Origin of the sequence: Sphingopyxis sp. 22461, assembly GCF_052044915.1 — a bacterium.
Taxonomy (GTDB): Bacteria; Pseudomonadota; Alphaproteobacteria; order Sphingomonadales; family Sphingomonadaceae; genus Sphingopyxis.
In genome coordinates this window covers 459,611-479,802 of record NZ_JBQENY010000003.1, presented here as the reverse complement: position 1 = coordinate 479,802, position 20,192 = coordinate 459,611, and the positions used below count along the sequence as shown (strand labels likewise).

The 20,192-nt window shown below is 64.9% G+C and carries 23 protein-coding genes; 9 read left to right on the top strand and 14 right to left on the bottom strand.

All coding sequences use genetic code 11. The annotated features are described in order from the left end of the window. Nucleotides 1-12: 12 nt before the first annotated feature. From ACTJI5_RS07285 to ACTJI5_RS07255, 7 genes are read right to left on the bottom strand one after another with little or no spacing between them, the layout of a single operon-like run. Nucleotides 13-672 (bottom strand): flagellar basal body L-ring protein FlgH, encoded by a 660-nt coding sequence (locus ACTJI5_RS07285; protein WP_440859825.1) that lies wholly within the window; start codon nucleotides 670-672, stop codon nucleotides 13-15. Further along, nucleotides 653-1,438, bottom strand: a complete 786-nt coding sequence (flgG, locus tag ACTJI5_RS07280) for a flagellar basal-body rod protein FlgG (protein WP_310255925.1) — start codon at nucleotides 1,436-1,438, stop codon at nucleotides 653-655. The genes ACTJI5_RS07285 and flgG overlap by 20 nt, the downstream gene beginning before the upstream one ends. Nucleotides 1,439-1,450: 12 nt before the next feature. Further along, on the bottom strand, nucleotides 1,451-2,194 hold the full coding sequence (flgF, locus tag ACTJI5_RS07275; RefSeq protein ID WP_056373208.1) for a flagellar basal-body rod protein FlgF: 744 nt from the start codon (nucleotides 2,192-2,194) through the stop codon (nucleotides 1,451-1,453). A gap of 35 nt (nucleotides 2,195-2,229) precedes the next feature. Next, entirely contained in the window at nucleotides 2,230-3,057 is an 828-nt protein-coding gene (locus ACTJI5_RS07270) for a flagellar hook-basal body complex protein (RefSeq protein ID WP_058539340.1), read from the bottom strand. Nucleotides 3,058-3,086: 29 nt separating this feature from the next. Further along, nucleotides 3,087-3,389 (bottom strand): flagellar hook assembly protein FlgD, encoded by a 303-nt coding sequence (locus ACTJI5_RS07265; protein WP_058539339.1) that lies wholly within the window; start codon nucleotides 3,387-3,389, stop codon nucleotides 3,087-3,089. Nucleotide 3,390: 1 nt separating this feature from the next. Then, nucleotides 3,391-3,801 (bottom strand): flagellar basal body rod protein FlgC, encoded by a 411-nt coding sequence (gene flgC, locus ACTJI5_RS07260; protein ID WP_037512556.1) that lies wholly within the window; start codon nucleotides 3,799-3,801, stop codon nucleotides 3,391-3,393. Continuing rightward, nucleotides 3,798-4,136, bottom strand: coding sequence for a flagellar basal body rod protein FlgB (locus ACTJI5_RS07255; RefSeq protein ID WP_440859824.1), 339 nt, complete (start codon nucleotides 4,134-4,136; stop codon nucleotides 3,798-3,800). Before ACTJI5_RS07255 ends, flgC begins: the two co-directional genes overlap by 4 nt. A 257-nt stretch (nucleotides 4,137-4,393) precedes the next feature. Between ACTJI5_RS07255 and ACTJI5_RS07250 the strand changes: the two genes are divergently transcribed. The 6 genes from ACTJI5_RS07250 (at nucleotide 4,394) to ACTJI5_RS07225 (ending at nucleotide 9,449) form a co-directional block, all read left to right on the top strand. Continuing rightward, nucleotides 4,394-4,915, top strand: coding sequence for a flagella basal body P-ring formation protein FlgA (locus ACTJI5_RS07250; protein WP_440859823.1), 522 nt, complete (start codon nucleotides 4,394-4,396; stop codon nucleotides 4,913-4,915). 169 nt (nucleotides 4,916-5,084) lie between these two features. Continuing rightward, on the top strand, nucleotides 5,085-5,381 hold the full coding sequence (flgM, locus tag ACTJI5_RS07245; RefSeq protein WP_058539338.1) for a flagellar biosynthesis anti-sigma factor FlgM: 297 nt from the start codon (nucleotides 5,085-5,087) through the stop codon (nucleotides 5,379-5,381). A gap of 11 nt (nucleotides 5,382-5,392) precedes the next feature. Further along, on the top strand, nucleotides 5,393-5,686 hold the full coding sequence (locus ACTJI5_RS07240) for a hypothetical protein (RefSeq protein ID WP_231733424.1): 294 nt from the start codon (nucleotides 5,393-5,395) through the stop codon (nucleotides 5,684-5,686). A 79-nt stretch (nucleotides 5,687-5,765) separates the two neighbouring features. Continuing rightward, a complete protein-coding gene (locus tag ACTJI5_RS07235) occupies nucleotides 5,766-6,593 on the top strand; it encodes a transglycosylase SLT domain-containing protein (protein WP_440859822.1) in 828 nt (275 codons plus the stop codon). Further along, the gene (gene flhA, locus ACTJI5_RS07230; protein WP_440859821.1) at nucleotides 6,590-8,713 is read left to right on the top strand and encodes a flagellar biosynthesis protein FlhA; all 2,124 of its coding nucleotides are present in this window, start codon (nucleotides 6,590-6,592) and stop codon (nucleotides 8,711-8,713) included. Before ACTJI5_RS07235 ends, flhA begins: the two co-directional genes overlap by 4 nt. Further along, a complete protein-coding gene (locus tag ACTJI5_RS07225; RefSeq protein WP_440859820.1) occupies nucleotides 8,703-9,449 on the top strand; it encodes a sigma-70 family RNA polymerase sigma factor in 747 nt (248 codons plus the stop codon). Before flhA ends, ACTJI5_RS07225 begins: the two co-directional genes overlap by 11 nt. 67 nt (nucleotides 9,450-9,516) lie before the next feature. On the opposite strand, the gene ACTJI5_RS07220 is transcribed toward ACTJI5_RS07225, so the two are convergent. From ACTJI5_RS07220 to manD, 7 genes are all read right to left on the bottom strand, one after another. Continuing rightward, entirely contained in the window at nucleotides 9,517-10,020 is a 504-nt protein-coding gene (locus ACTJI5_RS07220) for a MarR family winged helix-turn-helix transcriptional regulator (protein WP_058539335.1), read from the bottom strand. Nucleotides 10,021-10,047: 27 nt separating this feature from the next. After that, nucleotides 10,048-10,461, bottom strand: coding sequence for a hypothetical protein (locus ACTJI5_RS07215; protein ID WP_058539334.1), 414 nt, complete (start codon nucleotides 10,459-10,461; stop codon nucleotides 10,048-10,050). A 25-nt stretch (nucleotides 10,462-10,486) separates the two neighbouring features. After that, nucleotides 10,487-10,861 (bottom strand): hypothetical protein, encoded by a 375-nt coding sequence (locus tag ACTJI5_RS07210; protein WP_056373730.1) that lies wholly within the window; start codon nucleotides 10,859-10,861, stop codon nucleotides 10,487-10,489. A 58-nt stretch (nucleotides 10,862-10,919) separates the two neighbouring features. Beyond that, on the bottom strand, nucleotides 10,920-11,417 hold the full coding sequence (locus ACTJI5_RS07205) for a response regulator transcription factor (protein WP_231732763.1): 498 nt from the start codon (nucleotides 11,415-11,417) through the stop codon (nucleotides 10,920-10,922). Nucleotides 11,418-11,528: 111 nt separating this feature from the next. Beyond that, nucleotides 11,529-12,236 carry a FadR/GntR family transcriptional regulator gene (locus ACTJI5_RS07200; RefSeq protein WP_058539332.1) on the bottom strand — a complete coding sequence of 236 codons (708 nt, stop codon included), beginning with the start codon at nucleotides 12,234-12,236 and terminating at the stop codon, nucleotides 11,529-11,531. A gap of 33 nt (nucleotides 12,237-12,269) precedes the next feature. Next, complete coding sequence (locus ACTJI5_RS07195) at nucleotides 12,270-13,175, bottom strand: DUF4861 family protein (protein WP_440859819.1); 906 nt, start codon at nucleotides 13,173-13,175, stop codon at nucleotides 12,270-12,272. Then, the gene (gene manD / locus ACTJI5_RS07190; RefSeq protein WP_440859818.1) at nucleotides 13,175-14,386 is read right to left on the bottom strand and encodes a D-mannonate dehydratase ManD; all 1,212 of its coding nucleotides are present in this window, start codon (nucleotides 14,384-14,386) and stop codon (nucleotides 13,175-13,177) included. The genes ACTJI5_RS07195 and manD overlap by 1 nt, the downstream gene beginning before the upstream one ends. 304 nt (nucleotides 14,387-14,690) lie before the next feature. On the opposite strand from manD, the gene ACTJI5_RS07185 reads away from it, so the two are divergent. The 3 genes from ACTJI5_RS07185 (at nucleotide 14,691) to ACTJI5_RS07175 (ending at nucleotide 20,188) form a co-directional block, all read left to right on the top strand. Then, nucleotides 14,691-15,842 (top strand): glycoside hydrolase family 88/105 protein, encoded by a 1,152-nt coding sequence (locus tag ACTJI5_RS07185; RefSeq protein WP_440859817.1) that lies wholly within the window; start codon nucleotides 14,691-14,693, stop codon nucleotides 15,840-15,842. Between the two features lie 174 nt (nucleotides 15,843-16,016). Then, nucleotides 16,017-18,956 carry a TonB-dependent receptor gene (locus tag ACTJI5_RS07180; RefSeq protein WP_440859816.1) on the top strand — a complete coding sequence of 980 codons (2,940 nt, stop codon included), beginning with the start codon at nucleotides 16,017-16,019 and terminating at the stop codon, nucleotides 18,954-18,956. After that, nucleotides 18,953-20,188: an alginate lyase family protein gene (locus ACTJI5_RS07175; RefSeq protein ID WP_440859815.1), complete on the top strand. Its 1,236-nt coding sequence runs from the start codon at nucleotides 18,953-18,955 to the stop codon at nucleotides 20,186-20,188. The genes ACTJI5_RS07180 and ACTJI5_RS07175 overlap by 4 nt, the downstream gene beginning before the upstream one ends. Nucleotides 20,189-20,192 lie beyond the last annotated feature (4 nt).

Sequence of the window (20,192 nt, the reverse complement as noted above, 5' to 3'; positions counted from 1 at the left end):
CAAATTCCTCTGTTAGAACGGGCTGATGATCGAGAAGAAGCGCTGCAGCCAGCCTTGCTGGCTCGCGCGGGCGATCTCGCCCTTGCCGACGTAACGGATTTTGGCATCGGCGACGCGCGTCGACAGGATGCGGTTTTCGGGGCTGATATCGATCGCGCGGATGATTCCGGAAATCTGGACGCGCTCGTCGCCGCGATTGAGCGTGAGCAGCTTTTCGCCGCGCACGAACATCGTCCCGTTCGGATAGACGGCGGCGATCGTCACGCTGACTTCGCCCGAGAGCGCGTTCGACTGCGACGCATCACCCTTGCCCTTGAACGCCTGGCTGCCACCCATCGCGATGTCGCTGGGGTTGAACAGCGACAGCGGGCCGGTGGTCGGCGGCGTCAGGCCGATATCACCGTCGCGCTGCGTGCCCGCGGCGTTGCTTTTCGTCGCCGCGGTGCGCTCGACGAGCTGGATCGTGACGATGTCGCCGACGGCGCCGGCGCGGCCGCCCGAAGTGAGCGCGACATAGCTGCCCTGAAAGATCGAGCCGTTCGCCGGCGGCGGCGCCGGCGGCATCGGCATCGAAACCGAAAAGGCGTCGGGCGGCAGCTTGTCCTTCGCGAGCGCCGTGACGGGCGCAAGCGCAAGGCCAAGCATCGCCAGCTTAGAGAGTCTGCGACGCATTTTTCATCATCTCGTCGGTGGCCGAGATCATCTTCGAATTGACCTCATAGGCGCGCTGCGTCTCGATCATGTCGACGAGTTCCTCGACGACATTGACGTTCGATCCCTCAAGCATCCCGCCGCGCAGCGTGCCGCGGCCTTCCTCGCCCGCACCGCCGGCCAGCGGCGCGCCCGATGCCTGCGTCTCGACGAGCATATTGCCGCCGATCGCCTGCAAGCCCGCCGGGTTGGCGAAGCGCGCGATCTCGATCCGCCCGAGTTCGAGCGCGGTGCCGTCGGCACCGGTCGCCGACACGGTGCCGTCGAGCCCGATCGTCACATTGCTGGCATCTTCGGGAATCTGGATCGCCGGCGTCATCGGCTTGCCGTCCGAGGTCACGATCGTGCCGTCGGGCGAGCGGCCGAAATTGCCCGCGCGGGTATAGCCGGTACGCCCGTCGGGCATCTCGACCTGGAAATAGCCGGCGCCGTCGATCGCGACGTCGAGCCCGTTGCCCGTCGCCTGGAAGGTGCCCTGCGTATCCATGCGCGCGGTGCCGTTGAGCGCGACGCCGGTGCCGAGGTTGAGGCCGGTCGCATAGCGGTTTTCCGCCGTCGACGGCGCACCCGGCGCGGTCATCATCTGATAGCTCAGCGTCTCGAAGCTCGCGCGGTCGCGCTTGAAGCCCGTCGTGTTGACGTTAGCGAGGTTGTTGGCGATCACCTGCATCCGGAAGCCTTGGGCATCCAGACCGGTCCGCGCGACGTGCAAGGCACCGATACTCATTTCATAATCTCCTTAACGGGGAAGCTGCATCAGATTGGCGGTTGCGCTGTCCATGTCGCGCACGTCGCCGATCATCTTCAATTGGGTGTCCCAGCTGCGGCTCGCCTCGATCATCTCGACGAGCGCGGCGGTTGCGGTGACGTTCGATCCTTCAATCGAGCGGGTCAGAAGCCGCGCTTCGGGATCGTCGGGCAATATGCCCCCGCCCTTCACGCGGAACAGGCCGTCGAGCCCCTTGGCGATGTCCGACCCCGTCGGGGTCGCAAGCCGCAGCCGGTCGACCTCCTGCGGATTTTCGGGATCGCCGCCCTGCGGCACGATCCACACACGGCCTTCCTGGTCGATCGTGATCGCGTCGGCGGGCGGGATCGTCACCGGCCCCTGGCCGCCCTGCACGGGATTGCCGTCGCCGGTGGTGAGCAGCCCGCTGGGCGAAATCTGCAGATCGCCGCGCCGCGTATAGGCTTCTTCGCCATTCTTCGCCTGCACCACGAGCAGCGCATCGCCCTGCATCGCGATGTCGAGGTCGCGCCCCGTCTGGGTGACGGTGCCCGCCTTCATGTCGGCGCCGAGCACTTCCTCGGACGACATGGCGCGCGCATCGAGCCCGTCGCCGTCGAGCCACAGCGACTGCGCGCTCGCCATGTCGGCGCGGAAGCCCGGCGTCTGGGCGTTCGCCAGATTGTTGGCGATCGCCGTCTGCCGGGACATGCTGCCCCGCATCGCGGCAAGGCTGGTATAGATAAGGCGGTCCATCGATAATCTCCCGGCAGGCGGCGGTCAGGGCTGCGTCAGCGCATGCCGATGATCGTCTGGGTCAGCTGCGACGCGCCCTCGATCGCCTTGGCATTCGCCTGGAAATTGCGCTGCGCCGCCATCAACATCACCAGTTCCTCGGTGATATCGACGTTCGAGCGCTCGAGCGCGCCCGAGCGGACCGCGCCCATCGGGCCGTTGGTCGCGGCGTCGATCGTCGGCGGGCCGCTTTCGCCCGTCGACTGCCAGTGCGCGTCGCCGGTCGGGCGCAGGCCCGACATCGTCGGGAAGGTCGCCATCGCGACCTTGCCGAGCTTCTGGTCTTCGCCGTTCGCAAAGGTCGCGGTGACGAGGCCGTCGAGGCCGATCGTGACGTTGACGAGACCCGAGGCCGGATCGGTCGGCGCACCCGCGGGCAGGCGGAGGTCGAAGGCGCCGGCGAGCGTGTTGTTCGTGACATTGCCGTTCGCATCGATCGGAAGAAGTTGAAGCTTCGCGCCCGTCGAATCGATGACATAACGGTCGGGGGTGGGTTCGAACGACCCGTTACGCGTATAGGAGATGGCTTCGCGCGGCGGCTCGCCCTTCACGATGAACATGCCCTCGCCGACGATCGCAAGGTCGAGCGTCTTTTCGCTCGCTTCGTACGAGCCCTGCGTGAACTGCTGGGTAATGCCGTTGAGGCGCGTGCCCTGACCCGCGATCATCTTCGTCGACTGCGTCGGCGACGAAGCGAAGATATCGCCGAACTGCGCCTTGCTGCGCTTGAAGCCGATCGCGCCGGCGTTCGCGATATTGTTCGAGATGACCGACATGTCGGTCTGCGCGCCCTTGAGGCCCGAAAGCGAAGTATAGAATGACATGGACTAATCCTTCCTGAAAGGTGGGGAGCTTAAGTGGTGGGCGGCGTCGGCGTGGGCGCCGGTGTTGCCGCCTTGATGTCCTTGAGCAGCTGGGTCTGCGCGGTGAGCTGCTCCGAAATCTTCGAGAGCACCGTGTTCGTCTCGCTGATCCCGGCGAGGCTCGAGAATTGCGCCATCTGGGCAACCATCTGCTGGTTATCGACCGGGTTGAACGGATCCTGCTGCGACAGCTGGGCGGTCATCAGGCGCATGAAGTCGCCCTGATCCATCTGCTTGCCGCCCTTGGGCTGGAACACCGGATTGCTATTGTTGGTGATGCTGTTGACGCTCATTTTACTGTCCCATCCTGAGGGTTTCGTTGATCAGGCCCTTCGCGGTTTCGAGGACCTGGACGTTGTTTTGATATTGGCGTGCGGTCTCGACCATCTCGACCAGCTCGGCGGCGCTATCGACCGCGGCTTCCCAGACGTTGCCGTCGGCATCGGCGAGCGGGTTCGACGGATCGTGGCGTTTCGAGGGCGCCATTTTCGAGGTCGTGACCTGGTCGATCTGAACCGTCGCGCGGCCATGATCGTCCATCACCGTGCGAAAGACGGGCTTCAGCGAGCGGAAGGCGCCCGCCTCGCTGCCCGCGACCGTTCCCGCATTGGCGAGGTTCGACGCGGTGGTGTTCAATCGGACGAGCTGCGCCGACATCGCGCGGCCGCTGATGTCGAAGACGGAGAAATTGCCGTTCATCGTCATTCGCCCTTGAGCGCACGCGACAGCGTGTTGATGCGCCCGCTGAGGAACGACAGGCTTGAGCGATAGGCGAGCGCATTTTCAGCGTATGCCGTCTGCTCGGTCGCCATCTCGACGGTATTGCCGTCGAGCGACGCCTGGACGGGGACGCGATAGCTGATCGCGCCCTCGGTCGAGCCGCCCTGCTGCGCAAGGTCGAGCGCCTTGGCGAAATCGAGATCGCGCGCCTTGTAGCCCGGCGTCGCGGCGTTCGCGATGTTCGACGCGAGCATCATCATTCGCTGGCTGCGCAGCTGCAGCGCGGTGGCGTGCAGGCCAAAGAGTTTCTCGGATGCCATCATCAACTTCCTTTCGCCGGGATCCGGCCGGCTGGCACGGACGCGCGGAAAAACACCAAGGCATAATGCAATGGACGTGCCAAACATGATTTATCTATATTTTTCAGTTGTTTAGTTTAGGACAATGCCTGCGGCGCATGAGGCTCGTCAAAAATCTGACGACGCCCCGCGCCGTCCCGCCAAACCGCGCACCAAACCGCGACTGGCACGCTTCCTGCAAATTACCGAGCGACCATTTGGACCGAAGGAGATGGACCTTGTCCCGTAACATTCTCGCGCGGCTCGCCGTGTGCGCCGCCACCCTTTCGCTCGCCGCGCCGATCGCGGCAGAGGCGCAGCAGGGCAATGAGGATTGGCAGACGATCGACGTACTGACCGACATGGTCGCCAACGCCATGGGGCAGAACGCGACCCCCGTCGACCGCCGCATCAAGCTGGCGCGCTGCCCCGAACAGGCATCGGTGACCGCACTCGACGCCCAGACGCTCGCGGTCCGCTGCGCCTCGCTCGGCTGGCGCCTGCGCGTGCCGATGACCGCCCCCGCCGGTGCATCGCCGGTCGCGGCGAGCTTCGCCCGCCCCGCGGCAAGCGCGCCCGTCATCCGCCGCGGCGACAATGTCCGCGTGACGATCGAAACCGAAACCTATTCGATCAGCTACGCCGCCATCGCGACGCAGGACGGCCGCGTCGGCGAGACGATTGCACTGCGTGGCGCCGACGCCAAATCGACGCTCAGCGCCACCGTCACCGGAGCCGGCCGCGCGAAACTGCAAGACTGATTACCCTCGCTTACCCTCGGACCAGGCCCGGACTGTCGGCTTTCCGACGGCGCCGGGCCTTTCTTTTGTCTTTTTTGCGGCGAGCCGCCTTAAACGATCGAAACCGCGTCCGTTAAAGCCTTCGTGAACCGCGTCGTCACTTTTCTGACGGCGCCGGATGGAGGCTTTTATGTCGGGTGACAGCAAGATCGGACCAGTCGGCGGCATCGGCCGTGCCGGCCCGCTGCGCAGGGTCGCCAGCGAAGCGGCGACCGCGATGCGCGCCCCGGCGCAGCTCCAGCCGGCGCAGGACAATCTGCCGACCGCGCGCCTGACCCGCCTCGCGGGCAGCCTCGCCGACCAGGCGCCGCCGGTCGACATCGCGCGCGTCGCATCGCTGCGCACCGCGATCGCCAACGGCAGCTATGGCGTGCATCCCGCGATCATCGCGAGCGCGATGCTCGATTTCCACAGCGGGGCCGAATGATGCTGGCGCAGATGGAAGAAATTGAATCGCGACTGGCAATATTGGTGGGTGCGCTCGACGGGCATGACGCCGGTGCGATCATCGCAGCGACCGAGGAGCTCGCGACCGCGGTGATCCTGTTTCGCGGCGCGAACATCCCCGCAGGCAGCGAGCATCGCGCCCGCGCGCTGATCGGGAAGACGCTCAGCCAGCTCGAAGCCGCCGCGATGCGCGTCAATATCCTGAAGAACTGGACGCGTCAGAGGATTGACAAGAGCCACGAAATCCGCGGCACCCGTCCGCGTGGGGCGGCTTTAAGCTACTGATAACCACATAATTTCCGGCCGTTTCTGCGAAATGGCACGATGATTGCTTTTGGTCTGCTGAACAAGCGGAACCAACAGTATGAACGCAATCAACAATCCACGGGGTTCGACCCGCATCGCCGCTCCCGTGATGGACGCGGTGCAGAATGCGTCGGCGCGTTCGGGGATTGATTTCGATTATCTGTTCGACGTCGCGCGCGTCGAAAGCGGCTATAATCCGACCGCAAAGGCGCAGACCTCGTCGGCGCGCGGCCTGTATCAGTTCACCAAGCAGACCTGGCTCGCGACGCTTGACCGCCATGGCGCGAACCATGGCCTCGCCTGGGCGGCCGATGCGATCGGCCGCGACGCGTCGGGCCGGCTGACGGTCGCCGATCCCGCGCTCCGCCAGCAAATCCTCGACCTCCGCGACGATCCGACGGCGTCGTCGAACATGGCCGCCGCGCTGACCGGCGACAATCGCGACTATATCGAAAGCCGGATCGGCCGCAGCGCCGAACCCGTCGACCTCTATCTCGCGCATTTCCTCGGGTCGGGCGGCGCCGCCAAATTCCTGACCGCGCTCGAAACCAACCCCGACCAGCCCGGCGCGTCGATGATGCCCGAGGCCGCGGCCGCGAACCGGTCGGTCTTTTACGCCCCCGACGGCAGCATGCGCAGCCTCGCCGAGATCCGCGATCGCTTTCGCGTGAAGCTCGAGGACGGCGGCAAGATCGAAAATATGAAGCCCTTCGCCCCCTCGGGCTGGCACGCTGAGGCGACCAGTTCGAGCGGCCTTGCGAACAATGGCGGCGGACGCCCGCCCTTACAGATGATGGATATCCAGCCTATGCCCAGGAAGCTCTCGATGGGCTTTGCCGCCGATGCCTATCGGCGGCTCGCGTCGCTTTCGGGAGGCCCGGCATGACCAGCGGCTTCAATCTGGCCAACATCGGCCGCATCGCCGGCATATCGGCGCTGCCCGCGGGGATGCTGATCGTCGTCGGGCTGATGGTGATCCCGGTCTCGCCGCTGATCCTCGACATCAGTTTCGTCGCGAACATCATGATCAGCCTGCTGATCCTGATGGTCGCGCTGCAGGCATCGAAACCACTCGATTTTTCGGCCTTTCCGACCGTGTTGCTGCTCGCGACCCTGTTCCGGCTCGCGCTCAACGTCGCCTCGACGCGCGTCGTGCTCGTCCACGGCCATGAGGGGACCGCGGCGGCGGGCCATGTGATCGAGGCGTTCGGCCAGGTGCTGATCGGCGGCGACTATGTCGTCGGCCTGTTCGTCTTTTTCGTCCTGATGATCATCAACCTGATCGTGATCACCAAGGGCGCGGGCCGCGTGTCCGAAGTGTCGGCGCGCTTCACCCTCGACGCCTTGCCGGGCAAGCAGATGGCGATCGACGCCGATCTCAACGCCGGGCTGCTCAGCCCCGAAGAAGCCAAGGCGCGCCGCGTCGAAGTCGCGACCGAGGCTGATTTCTACGGCTCGATGGACGGTGCGTCGAAATTCGTGAAGGGCGACGCCGTCGCCGGCCTTCTCATCCTGTTCGTCAATATCGTCGGCGGGCTGATCCTCGGCATCTTCAGCCACGGGCTCAGCTTTTCCGAAGCGGGCAGCACCTATATCACGCTCGCGATCGGCGACGCGCTCGTCGCGCAGATCCCGGCGCTGCTGCTGTCGATCGCCGCCGCGGCGATCGTCACCCGCGTCGCCTCGCCCTTCGACCTCAGCGGCCAGATCGGCAGCCAGTTCGCCTCGCCGAACATCTGGATGGCGGTCGGCGGCATCCTCTTCATCCTAGGGATAGTTCCCGCGATGCCGCAGATGCTGATCCTGCCCGCCGCGGCGCTCTCTTTCGGGATCGGCTGGCAGCTGCGCCGCAGCGCCGCCGCGGTCGCCGATCTGCCCGAACCCGCCGCCCCCGCGCCCGACCCGTCGCTGATCGAATGGGCCGATGTCAGCGACGCGAGCGCGTGCCAGCTCGAGATCGGCTATGCGCTCGTCACCCTCGTCGACGAACGCAAGGGCTCACCGTTGATGACGCGCATCACGGGTATCCGCCGCCAATTGTCGAAGGAACTCGGCTTCGTCGTGCCGCCGGTGAAGGTCACCGACGACCTGTCGCTGCCCGGCAACGTCTATCGCATCTCGGTCGCCGGGGTGATCGTCGGCGAGGACGAGGTCTTCCCCAACGAAATGCTCGCGCTCGATTCGGGCGACCTCGTGACCAAGGTCATCGGCCGCCCGTGCAAGGATCCGACCTTCGGCCTCGACGCGCTGTGGATCCCGAAGGCGATGCAGAATGACGCGATCGCCGCGGGTTATACCGTCGTCGATCCGGCGACCGTCGTCGCGACGCACCTCAACAACAGCATCGTCGGTTCGGCCGCCGAACTGTTCGGCATCGACGACGCGCAGGCGCTGATCGACAATCTCAAGACCCACTATCCGCAGCTCGCGCAGAATCTGAGCCCGCAGGGCTATTCGCTGCCGCGCGTCGCGAGCCTGTGCAAATCCCTGCTCATCGAGCGCGTGCCGCTGCGCGATTTCCGCAAGATCGCCGAAGCGATGGTGGCGCTGTCGCCGCAGCAGCTCGGCGAGATCGACCTGATCGAAGCGGTGCGCCAGCGCATCGGCGCGCTGATCGTCCAGACGATCGTGCCGAGCCGGATGCCGCTGCCCGTCGTCACCTTCAGCCCCGAGGTCGAGGTGCTGCTCAACCAGGCGGTGCGCGCCAATCCCGCCGCCGAATGGCCGTTCGAGCATGGAATGGCGATGACGATCATCGACCAGGTCGGGCAGGCGGTCGAACCGCTGCTGCTCCAGACGCGCAGCTTTGCGCTCGTCGCCTCGCCGATCTGCCGCTCCGCCCTCTCGCGCCTCGTGCGCGCCACTTTCCCCGACGTCGCCGTCATCTCCTACCTCGAGATTCCGGCGACCAAGCAGACCGAAATCGTCGCGACGATCGGCGCCGAAGTGCCCCGCCTCGCGTCCGGGCCCGAGGCCCACATGGAGGATCAACCGCATGAGAATTGAGGCCGCCGAGCAATTTGCCGGGACCGCCGGCCGCGCGCCGCGCGCACGCGGCTACGGCGAAAGCGTCGAGGCGCTGGTCGAAGAATATTCGCCGCTGGTTCGCAAGATCGCGTGGCAGGTGTTTTCGCGCGTGTCGCGGACGAGCGAGCTCGACGACCTGATCCAGACCGGGCTGATCGCGCTGATCGAGGCGAGCCGCAATTATGAAGAGCGCGGGTTCGCCTTTGCCACCTATGCGACGACGCGCATCCGCGGCGCGATGATCGACCAGCTGCGCCGTGAGGCCGATGTCGGCCGCTCGGCGATGGTCGCGGCAAAGCGGATCCACGCAATGCGCGCCGCGCTCGAACAGCAGCTGATGCGCGCGCCGACGACGGCCGAAATGGCGGTCGCGTTCGACATGTCGGCCGAGGATTATTTCGCGCTCGAACGCAATGCGACGCACGGCCGGTCGACCTCGCTCGACGAGCTGACCGACATCGGCGCCTTCCTCGCGGCCGACGACGATGCGGGCGCCGACGAACGGTGCGAACAGGAGGATTTGATGGGCGCGCTGCGCCAGTGCGTCGGGCGCCTGTCGCACCGCGAACAGATGGTGCTCCAGCTCTATTTCTTCGAAGAGCTCAACCTGCACGAAATCGGCCTGACGCTCGACGTCAGCGCCGCGCGCATTTGCCAGATCAAGCGCGAGGCGATGATCAAGGTCGATCGGATGATGAAGGAAATGACCGAATAGGAGGAGCCGGGTGCGGTGCGCGCGACCAGTCGGCCCCGCACCCGGTTTCGGGGGTAAGGTCAGCCCCTCAGGCTGCCAGCGTTTGCCCGTTCTGCCAGGCCGCCCCGATTTTCTCGAAATAGGTGGCCATGCGTTCGGTACCGATATCGGTCAGCCGGACGATCGTCCGGCGCCGGTCGCGCTCGTCGATCGAGCGGTGCAACAGCCCGCGGCGTTCGAGCGCAGCGATCATGCGCAGCCCCGACGACAGCGGAACGCCCGCGCCGGTCGCAAGATCGCTGGCGCTGAGCACGCGGCCGTGCGCGCCCGCGAGCATCAGGTCGAGCATCATGTCCCACGTCGGACCCGACATTTCGGCGGTGCCGAAATGGCTGCGGCGGATGCGCCGGACCTGGATGCTGAACGACAGCTGGTCGAGCAGCGCCGCGTTCGACGCCGTGTTGCCGCGCGCGCTGTCGATGGCGCGTACGGACGCGCCCGGCGATTCCTCGCCGCGGCTCGCCAGCAGTTCGTGGATCTGGTCGACCCGCGATTTCAGCTCGGCAATTTCTTGGTTCGAAAATTGCTGCATGTGACGATGCCCCTGGGGAGCCACATATCAGGCCGTGACGTTTTCCCGCCGGCTGGACGAACCCGATGCATAGATGATCAGCAACAGGATCGGGTACGATATATAGACTGAGAGGAGCGAATAGGGTCGCGCCAATATCTCCGAAAACATGAACTTCTGGATATGACCGAAAATAGCGATCAGCTGCCAACCGGTAATCCAGTAGGGCCAGAAACTCTGCGTGCGCATGGCAATGAACCAGAAGCTCAGCAGAACGAACATGTCGATGATGAAGATATTCAGTTCAATATCGGTCCAGGTCGGAAAAGGCGTCAGGGCACTGGTGAGGACCGAGGCGATCAATGCTGTATAGGCCGCCCAACGTTCCAATGGCCCGCCGCGTCGGATCGCGACGGCCACCGTGATGAGCAAGACAGCATAATAAATCGCCACGGACCACATTGTGGCAGTCAACCTTTCTTGCGGATCAACCGGCCTTCGCGAACGTAGCAGCACCATCGCCCGAGCGATCGTTGCTGCCTTCGTCGACCAGCTTCGCGGCGGCCGGCTTGACGCCCGCGCCGAACATCCGCGTTCCGAGGCCGACTTCCTTTTGCGTCACGGTCAGCGCCAGATGCGCGTCGGTCAAAAGCTGGCGGACTTCGCCCGCGGCGGCGAGCGCATGCGCGACCTTTGCCATCGCTTCCTGGCCGACGATCGCCGACATGTTGGTTTCGCGGCGCGCGGTGGGCAGCGTCGCGGCGAGCTGGGCGATGCGGATCATCGCTTCGTCGATCGCGTCTTCGGCCAGGTGCAGGTCGGAAGCGATCTTCTTCGCCGCAGAAACTCGTTGATTCAGCATCATCTTTTTCCTTGAAAAAGAATGCTACCGGTTCCCCCCCGCAGCATTCGTTCGAACATCAGGTCAGAACACGACCGAGTCCGACAAGGATCGAATAGAGGGCGGAGAAGGCCAGGATTGTCGCAAAAGCGATCAAAATCGGCCAGATTATCCTTTCCATCAACCCATGCCGGTTGGCCGGCTGGGACGCGGTAGGAAATGGCGAACCTATATCGAAAAATCGCCGAAACGAACTGCGCCCCGCTTCCGCATCGGGGGGCGGAGATACGTCGCCAAGGTCGATCAATTGATATGTCAAAGGCTGATAAGGGGTAACATGATCGAAGACACCGTTAACAGCGAGGATACGCGCCGCTTCTATTCTGTTGGAAACATTAAGTTTTTTTAACACGCGACGCACGCGTTCGTCGACGGTGTGCGGCGAAACGTTCATCAGCCGCGCGATCTGCTTGGAATTTTTGTGCTCGTAAACGTGCCGCAGCGTTTCGATCTGCGCGGCAGACAGCAGGCTTATGTAATTGTCGGGGTCGCCTTGCACGGGGTTGGAATAGAGCATCACGAGTCGAAATCAAGGTCAGTAGATAGCTAATTTCCTGCGCGGCCCGTTCTGGGCACGCGTTCGGCACCCAATCGCACCGATCAATAGCGCGCAATAACGGGCAGGCGGCTATCGGCTTTCCTTGAGCGTGCGATAGCGCAGAATCGATTTTTCGATATGCCGGCGCGCGGCGCGGCGCGCGGCGACCGGATCGCCGGCCTCGATCGCGACGACGATCGCCTCATGGTCGCGATTGATCGTATGCGCATAGCGTTGATGCAGGACGGGATCGTCGCCTTGCAGGTACAGCCGCCGCGAGGGGACGAGCCGCACGCCGAGAAACTGGGTAAAGCGCAGGAAATAGGGATTACCCGTCGCGCGCGCGATCGCGGCGTGAAAGGCGGCGTCGGCGGCGACCGAGGCGTCGACGTCGCTGCCTTCCTCCATCGCGTCGAGCGCGCTGCGCAGCGCCGCCAGATCGGCGTCGGTACGCCGCCGCGCGGCGAGATCGGCCATCTCGGCCTCGAACCCCATGCGCATTTCGAGCAGCTTGAGCACATCGTCGATCTCGCCGATTTCCTCGGCGGTGACCTGGAAAGCGCGATATTGCGCGCCGTCGGGGACATAGGCACCCGACCCGCGCCGCGACACGAGCAGGCCACGCGCAGCGAGGCGCGAATAAGCTTCGCGCACGACGGTGCGGCTGACGCCGAACGTCTCGGTGATCTCTTTTTCGGTCGGGAAACGCGATCCGACGGGCATTTCGCCCGTTTCGATCTGTTCCTCGAAGCGCTGGACCAGATCATCCGCCAGCGACGCCGCCTTGGTTACCGCCATGGATGCTGCGTTATCATCGCGCCGCGAAGCTGGCTAGGGCCGGAAATCGGGTCGCTGTGCGTCGACATAGCTATTCCAGTCGCCCTCTGCCGCAAAGTCGCCCCCGCGATCCCACGCCGAGCCGCTGTAATAGACAAAGGGCTGCCCCGGCCGGACGCGGATGAGGATCAGATAATTGTCGGTGTCCTCGGCAAAGCCCGCGAAGGCGGCCGGATCGACGATCACCGCCGCCGCCATCCGTCCTTTTTCGCCATCGGCGGGTCCCCACCAGCTCAACCGCGCGGCGGCGGCGTCCTTGCGGACCTCGCCCAGCTTGCTCCCGTTTATCGGCCGTTTCGAAATGCCGATGCCGACGATCAGCTCGGCATCGCTGCTCGACGCGATGGTCGAGGTCATCCGGGTGAAATTCGTGCCCGCCGGCAGCGTGAAGCGGCGTGTTTCGCGCACCGTGCGCAGCGTATCGACCGGCCACGGCTCGTAATCGACGGTGAAGTCGGCAACGTCGGGCCTCGATTGCAGGATGCGCGGCCGCACATAGTTGCGCGAGGTCCACAGCTTGTTGTCGTACCAGATGCCGAGCCCGCCGGTCCCGCGGCCCGTACCGACATTATAGAAGTCGATCCCTTCGCCATGGTCGGCGTGCTGGTCGCCGGTGCGCAGCTGACGGTCCATGAAAGGCCAGCGCACGCGCTTGCCCCACGCGTCGATCCCCGACGAGGAGGGCGGTTCGGCCTTCTCAAGCGCGCGACCATAGATACGGTGCGCGATGCGGTCGTTTTCCCAGAGGAGGTCGTCGAAGCGATAATCGGCGATCACCACCGCCGCGCGCGCTTTTTGCTCGTCCGCCGTGGCGGACCGGAGCGGTTTATGCTGTGGTTTGGGCTCTTGGGCCCCCACCGGCGCGGCGAGCAAAGCAAGGGCAAGGAAGGTCAAACGCATTACCAACTCCACATCGTTCCGTCCTCGAGCCGGTTCACCGGCAGATAGGCACGGGCATAAGGAAAGGATTCGGCGAGCGCCTCGTCGATATCGACGCCGAGGCCCGGCGCGTCGCCCGGATGGAGCATGCCGTCCGCAAAGCGATAGGCGTGCGGGAAGACCGCGTCGGTCTCCTCCGTATGGCGCATATATTCCTGGATCCCGAAATTGGGGATCGAAAGCCCAAGGTGCAGCGCCGCCGCCATCGTCACCGGCGACAGGTCGGTCGCGCCGTGGCAACCGGTGCGGACCTGGTGGAGATCGGCGAGCGAGGCGATCTGCCGCATATGGGTGATGCCGCCCGCGTGGAGCACGGTGGCGCGGATATAGTCGATCAGCCGGTTTTCGATCAGCGCCTTGCAATCCCAGATCGACGAGAAAATCTCGCCGACCGCGAGCGGCGTCGTCGTATGCTGGCGGATCAGGCGGAACGCCTCCTGATCCTCGGCCGGGGTCGCATCCTCGATCCAGAAGGGACGCCAGGGCTCGAGGTCCTTGCCGAGCCGCGCCGCCTCGATCGGGGTCAGCCGGTGGTGGACGTCGTGGAGCAGGTGGACGTCCCAGCCGAGCGCCTCGCGCGCCGCGGCGAACAGTTCGGGGACGACACGCATATATTTCGCCGTCGACCAGACATTCTCGGTCGGCAGGTCATTGTCGGCGGGCTCGTAGAAATAGCGGTCCTTGCTGACGCCATAGGTCGACGCCATTCCGGGCACCCCGCATTGCAGACGGATCGCCTTATACCCCTGTCGCTGGTAATCGAGCGCCGCCTCGATCGTGTCGGCGATCGTCGCGCCATTGGCGTGGCCATAGACCATGCAGCCCTCGCGCGCGGCGCCGCCGAGCAGCTGATAAACCGGCAGCCCCGCGATTTTGCCCTTGATATCCCACAGCGCCATGTCGACCGCGGCGATCGCCGCCATCGTCACCGGGCCGCGGCGCCAGTACGCGCCTTTATAGAGATATTGCCAGATATCCTCGATGCGGTGCGCGTCGCGCCCGATCAGGCAGGGGACGACATGCTCCGACAGATAGGCCGCGACCGCGAGCTCGCGGCCATTGAGCGTCGCATCGCCGACGCCGGTCGTCCCGTCGTCGCACTCGATCTTCAACGTCGTGAAATTGCGGCCCGGCGCGGTCAAAATCACCCGGGCTGACACGATCTTCGGCATTCCATCCCCTCATCGCCGCATGGCTTAGTTGTGTGACAACCTTATTGACACTCGATCCAAAAGGAAAGACATATGTCACCGGTGTCAAGGTCAAAGGCCGACACCTCCATGGGAGAGGAAACACGATGCGCAGCGCCCGATGCCCCCCGCCTGCCGCATGCGCGCGCTTTTCGGACATCATATCATCGCCGCGGTGGAGACCGTCGCCCAGCGCTATGCGGGCGGCGCGCGCGGCCCCTGGCAAGATCACGCCGAAACGTGCCTCCTTTCGCTGGTCGCCCCTTGTTGCCGTGAAGGAAATGCCATGCCGCTGAGCCTCTTTGCCCTGATGATGACCGCCCCCGCCGCCGCGGTGGCGCCTGCCGAACCCACGATGCCGCAGCCCGCGGCGATCCTCGCGCAGACGCGCCGCGTCGCCGACTGGCAGCTCGCGAACCGCACCAACTGGGCGACGATGCCCGCGGCGCGCAAGAGCGTGCAGGAAGTGCGCGACTGGCAGCAGGCGACCTTCTGGGTCGCGCTGACCGAGCTCGCCAGCCGCGACAAAAAATATGCGCAGCCATTGCTCGATCTCGGTCGCGCCGAGAAATGGCAGCTTGGCGACCTCGCCTATCACGCCGACGATCAGCTCATCGGGCAGGCGTGGTTGTGGGCGGCGCAGAGTGGTGCGGGCAAGGGCGTCATCGCGCCGACGAAAGCCTATTTCGACAACGTCCTCGCCAATCGGCCGACGATCGGCCTCGAATTCATCCCCGTCGCGCCGGGCAAGAACACGTCGATATGCACTGACCGCTGGTGCTGGTGCGACGCTTTGTTCATGGCGCCGCCGACCCTGCTGCGGCTGTCGAAGGCGACGGGCGACAAACGCTACGCCGATTTCGCGCATGAGGAGTATAAGGCGACGACCGACTATCTCTTCGATCCGTCGGAAAATCTCTATTTCCGCGACAGCCGATTCTTCGGCATGCGCGATACCAAGGGGCGCAAGCTGTTCTGGAGCCGCGGCAACGGCTGGGTGATGGGCGGCCTCGTGCGGATGCTGCAGGTGATGGACAGGAGGGATCCGAAGCGCCCCTATTACGAGAAATTGTTCACGGACATGTCGGCGAAACTCGTCACGCTGCAAAAGGCCGACGGCTATTGGCCCGCATCGCTGCTCGACAACGACCCCGGCACCCCGCCCGAATCGAGCGGCACCGCCTTCTTCACCTATGCCTTTGCGTGGGGCGTCGACAACGGCCTGCTCGACCGCGCGACATACGAGCCGGCGGCGGTGCGCGGATGGGATGCCTTGCAGCGCGCGGTGCAGCCCGACGGCATGCTCGGCTGGGTCCAGCAGGTCGGCGACCGGCCCGACAGCGTCTCGGCGAAAGAGACGCAATTTTACGGCAGCGGTGCCTATCTGCTCGCCGGCACCGCGATGTACGATCTGTCGAAAAAGCGCGTAAAGCGTTGATATAGAACGGGTCGGTCCACCCAGACCGGCCCGTAGCCGCCCTACAACGCGGGCGATTGACTTACCCTCTCAAAGTTGTCATACATTTCTCAAGTTGTATGACATCTAAAATTGACACCGGTATCAACCGGGTCACGCCGCCACCATGCGCGGCGCACCAAAAAGGAGAGGGAAATGAAGTCACCATCGGCCTTGCCGACCCGTGCCGCCCTGCTGGCGTCCGCTGCGCTATCTGCTGCGATGCCCGCCTGGGGCCAGGAAGCCCCCGCCGAAATCGCGAGCGAACAGGCGGCGGCGGTCGATGGCGGCGACGAAATCCTCGTCACCGGCACCCGTGCGACGCAGCGCAGCTCGATCGAATTCAAGCGCGCCGCCGACGTCGTCGTCGACGGCCTCGTCAGCGACGAAATCGGCGCGACCCCCGACAATTCGGTCGGCGACACGCTCGAACGCATCGTCGGCGTCTCGGCCGACCGCTTCAAGGGCAACGCCAACGAGCTGTCGGTGCGCGGCCTTGGCCCGACCCTGAGTTTCTCGACCTTTAACGGGCGTGAGGTGTCGACCGCCGGACCCGACCGCTCGGTCGCCTTCCAGCAATTCCCGTCCGAACTCGTCAACGGCGTCCTCGTCTATAAAACCCAGCGCGCCGATTTCCTTGAGGGCGGCGTCGGCGGGGTGATCGAACTCAAGTCGATGAAGCCGCTCGATTACGGCAAGCGCCGCATCCAGTTCGAGGTGCGCGGCGATTTCCAGCCGCAGGACAATGACGTCTATCAGCACGACGGGCTCGGCTATCGCGCCAATTTCTCCTACACCGACCAGTTCGAAACCGGGCTCGGCGATATTGGCGTGTCGATCGGTTACCAGCGGCAGGACACCACTGCGCCCGAGGATTATTACAACGCCAACGCGACCTTCCAGCTCTGCAACACCTCGGCGAACAATCCCTTTCAGCTGACCGGCAGCGCCGCCGCGCAGATTGCGGCGGGCGCCAGCCAGAACTGCACCTTCGCGACGGGTCCGCGCTCGGTTGCGCCGAGTGCGGGCGCGACGCCCGTGGTGGTCGGCGAAACGCGTGGCCCCGCCTATTTCGCCAATTCGTCGCGCAGCTTCCGCACCCAGACGACGTCCGAAGTGCGCGACGGCCTGATCGGTGCGATCCAGTGGCGCCCGTCGCCCGAGTTCGAAATCGCGATCGACGGCCAATATTCGAAGCGCAACAGCCTCGAGGACCGCAACGTCCTCGGCATCACCGAGGGGCTGCGCGGGGTCCAGCCGCTGGTCATCGGCAACGGCGACAACGGCTATTCGCGCGGCGCGCTGATGAGCTATCGCGGCAATTCGAACCTCGAAAACCAGCTCGAAACGCGCCGGCGCGTCGAGGAATATCTGGGCGGCGGCTTGAGCCTGATCTGGTCGCCCGACCGCTGGAACGTCGCGCTCGACGCCTCCTATTCGAACAGCCACCGCACCGAAACGCAGAAGCAGACGCGCATGCGCTCGACGCGCCGCGTCGGCTATACGCTCACCTATGAGGGCGACGATATCGTGCCGGTCGTCGCGTTCGACAATTTCGACATTACCGACCCGAACCTGTTCCTCGCGACCGCGAACAACGCGGTCTATGCGCGCAACCGCTTCGTCACCGACCGCAAGGATCGGATCTGGGCCGCGCGGCTCGACATCGACCGCGAGCTCGACGGCTTCATCACCGGGATCAAGTTCGGCGGGCGCGTGTCGGATCATCAGCGTACGAACGACAATGCCCGCAACAACGACCTCAACACGATCCCCGGCACCCCCGCGCAGGTCACCGCGCTGATCACGCAGGCGAACCGGAATTGCCGCGTGCCCTTCACCACGACCAGTTACATGAGGGGCATGGGCACGAACGTCACCAAATGGGCGACGTTCGACAACGACTGCCTGTTCCGCACCTTCACCGGCAGCGACGACGCGCTGCCCTATCCCGCCGACGGCCGCGACCCGAGCGACATCGACGTCACCGAACGCATCTATGCCGCTTATGCGATGGCGAATTTCGAATCCGACGCGGGCAGCGTGCCGTTCAGCGGCAATATCGGCCTGCGCTGGGTCAGGACCGACATCACCTCGATCGGTTTCCGCCAGCCTTACCGGATCGTCATCGACACCGTCGGCGACACCTATTCGATCGGCGTCGACCCGGCGGGCCAGCTCCAGACCAACAAGGCGAAGGGCAGCTATAATTATTTCCTGCCGTCGGCGAACGTCGCCTTCGACCTGTCGCAAGAGGTCAAATTGCGCCTCGCCGCCTATCGCGCCATCGCGCGGTCGGGGATCGAAAGCTTCGGCGCGGGGGTCAACCTCAACCCGACCACCTCGGCGACGGGGATCGACAACATCATCTTCAACGCGACGACGGGCAACCCGAACCTCAAGCCGCTGCGCGCATGGAACCTCGACGCCAGCCTCGAGCTTTACGCGTCGCAGGACACGCTGATTTCGGTCGCAGGCTATTATAAATGGGCGAAGGGCACCGTCATCGGCCGCTCCGAACCGATCCCGTCGGACATCACCGTGACGACGATCCGCGACGGCGGCGCGCCGGTGACCGAGACCTTCACGATCAACCCCGTTGCGCCGTCGAACGACCTTGAGACGCGCCATCTCTACGGCGTCGAGGCGACCGCGAGCCATGCCTTCACCTGGCTTCCCGACCCGCTCGACGGTTTCGGCATCCAGGGTTCGGTCAACCGCGCCTTTGCCAATTTCGAATATCCCGACACCTCGCCGATCGCCGATTATGTCGACCCGGCCAATCTGATCGGGCTGTCGAAATGGACCGCGAGCGGATCGGTGTGGTTCGAAAAATGGGGCCTCTCGCTCCGCGCCAACCTTCGTTACCGCTCGGGTTATTACAAGCCGAACGGCGGCACCAACCGCGAGATCCGCGGCGGCACCTATCTGAACCTGTCGGCGCAGTACGACCTCACCAAGAATGTTCAGGTCAAGCTGCAGGCGCTCAACGTCACGAACACGCAGGATATCATGGTCAAGGGCGGGTACGACAGCATCGCCGAGGTGTCGCGCAGCGGCCCGCAATATTTCTTTGGCTTCCGGGTCCGCCTGTGAAGCGAGCGACTTTAGCCCGACTCCCTTGGGCTATCCTGGCCGCCGCCGCGTATTTTCCGTCCGCGGCGGCGGCTTTTTCCCCGGATTCCACCTGCAACGCGAGCGAAGGCTATTCGGCCTCGTTCGACGGGCGCCGCACCTTCACGCTGCGCCCCGCCGATCTTGACGCGATCAAGGCGGCGCTACCCGATGATGCGGCGCTCGGCGCCGCCTACCGCGAGCTGATCATACGCGCCGACACGGCGCTCGCATCAAAGCCCGCCTCGGTGATGGACAAGCGCAGTATCCCCGTGTCGGGCGACCGCCACGACTATGTCAGCCTCGCGCGCTATTGGTGGCCGAACCCCTCCGATCCGAAGGGCGCTTATGTGCGCCGCGACGGCGACACCAATCCCGACATCGAAAGCAATCGCTTCGACCGTAGTGCGCTGAGCCGCATGGCGCGCGAAGCCGACACGCTCGCGCTTGCCTATTATTACAGCGGCGACCGCAAATATGCCGCGGGTGCGGCGCAGGCGATCCGCGCCTGGTTCCTCGACCCCGCCACCGCGATGAACCCGAACATGAATTTTGCGCAGGCGGTGCCCGGCGTGTCGAACGGCCGCCCCGAAGGCGTACTCGACGGCGCGAGCTTCATTGGCGTGATCGACGCGGTAGGGCTGATCGGCCCGTCGGGCGCATTGACGCCGGTCGAGACGACCGCGCTCGAAGGCTGGTTTTCGCGCTATCTCGACTGGATGCTGAGCAGCCCGAACGGCAAGGCCGAGGGCAAGGCGTCGAACAACCACGGGCTCTGGTACGACGCGCAGGCCGCACGCTTCGCGCTCTTCGCGCGGAGGCCCGACATCGCGCGCCGGATCGTAGCGGCCTTTCCCAACGCGCGGATCGCGCAGCAGATCGACACGTCGGGGGCGCTGCCCGAGGAACTGACTCGCACACGCAGCTTCCATTATTCGCTCTATGCGCTGGCCGCCGCCTACACCGTCGCCGACAGCGCGGCGTGCCTCGGCATCGACCTCTATCGCGCCGAGGAAAAGGGCCGCTCGCTGCGCAAGGCGACCGGCTATGTCGCCGCCTATCGCGACCGCGCCGCCGACTGGCCGTACAAGGAGCAAGGCTGGCCCGCCGACACGCTCGACGCACTGCTCGTCCGCGCCGACGATGCCTGGGGACCCGGCGCCTATCCGCGCATCGTCGGCGGCGACCTGTTGCTGCGCCATCGCTCCCGGTAAGGAC

Bases quoted from the DNA above. Each gene is read 5' to 3' on its own strand.
- ACTJI5_RS07285 (WP_440859825.1), bottom strand. From the start codon at position 672: ATGCGTCGCAGACTCTCTAAGCTGGCGATGCTTGGCCTTGCGCTTGCG.
- flgG (WP_310255925.1), bottom strand. From the start codon at position 1,438: ATGAGTATCGGTGCCTTGCACGTCGCGCGGACCGGTCTGGATGCCCAA.
- flgF (WP_056373208.1), bottom strand. From the start codon at position 2,194: ATGGACCGCCTTATCTATACCAGCCTTGCCGCGATGCGGGGCAGCATG.
- ACTJI5_RS07270 (WP_058539340.1), bottom strand. From the start codon at position 3,057: ATGTCATTCTATACTTCGCTTTCGGGCCTCAAGGGCGCGCAGACCGAC.
- ACTJI5_RS07265 (WP_058539339.1), bottom strand. From the start codon at position 3,389: ATGAGCGTCAACAGCATCACCAACAATAGCAATCCGGTGTTCCAGCCC.
- flgC (WP_037512556.1), bottom strand. From the start codon at position 3,801: ATGACGATGAACGGCAATTTCTCCGTCTTCGACATCAGCGGCCGCGCG.
- ACTJI5_RS07255 (WP_440859824.1), bottom strand. From the start codon at position 4,136: ATGGCATCCGAGAAACTCTTTGGCCTGCACGCCACCGCGCTGCAGCTG.
- flgM (WP_058539338.1), top strand. From the start codon at position 5,085: ATGTCGGGTGACAGCAAGATCGGACCAGTCGGCGGCATCGGCCGTGCC.
- ACTJI5_RS07240 (WP_231733424.1), top strand. From the start codon at position 5,393: ATGGAAGAAATTGAATCGCGACTGGCAATATTGGTGGGTGCGCTCGAC.
- ACTJI5_RS07235 (WP_440859822.1), top strand. From the start codon at position 5,766: ATGAACGCAATCAACAATCCACGGGGTTCGACCCGCATCGCCGCTCCC.
- flhA (WP_440859821.1), top strand. From the start codon at position 6,590: ATGACCAGCGGCTTCAATCTGGCCAACATCGGCCGCATCGCCGGCATA.
- ACTJI5_RS07225 (WP_440859820.1), top strand. From the start codon at position 8,703: ATGAGAATTGAGGCCGCCGAGCAATTTGCCGGGACCGCCGGCCGCGCG.
- ACTJI5_RS07220 (WP_058539335.1), bottom strand. From the start codon at position 10,020: ATGCAGCAATTTTCGAACCAAGAAATTGCCGAGCTGAAATCGCGGGTC.
- ACTJI5_RS07215 (WP_058539334.1), bottom strand. From the start codon at position 10,461: ATGTGGTCCGTGGCGATTTATTATGCTGTCTTGCTCATCACGGTGGCC.
- ACTJI5_RS07210 (WP_056373730.1), bottom strand. From the start codon at position 10,861: ATGCTGAATCAACGAGTTTCTGCGGCGAAGAAGATCGCTTCCGACCTG.
- ACTJI5_RS07205 (WP_231732763.1), bottom strand. From the start codon at position 11,417: ATGCTCTATTCCAACCCCGTGCAAGGCGACCCCGACAATTACATAAGC.
- ACTJI5_RS07200 (WP_058539332.1), bottom strand. From the start codon at position 12,236: ATGGCGGTAACCAAGGCGGCGTCGCTGGCGGATGATCTGGTCCAGCGC.
- ACTJI5_RS07195 (WP_440859819.1), bottom strand. From the start codon at position 13,175: ATGCGTTTGACCTTCCTTGCCCTTGCTTTGCTCGCCGCGCCGGTGGGG.
- manD (WP_440859818.1), bottom strand. From the start codon at position 14,386: ATGCCGAAGATCGTGTCAGCCCGGGTGATTTTGACCGCGCCGGGCCGC.
- ACTJI5_RS07185 (WP_440859817.1), top strand. From the start codon at position 14,691: ATGCCGCTGAGCCTCTTTGCCCTGATGATGACCGCCCCCGCCGCCGCG.
- ACTJI5_RS07180 (WP_440859816.1), top strand. From the start codon at position 16,017: ATGAAGTCACCATCGGCCTTGCCGACCCGTGCCGCCCTGCTGGCGTCC.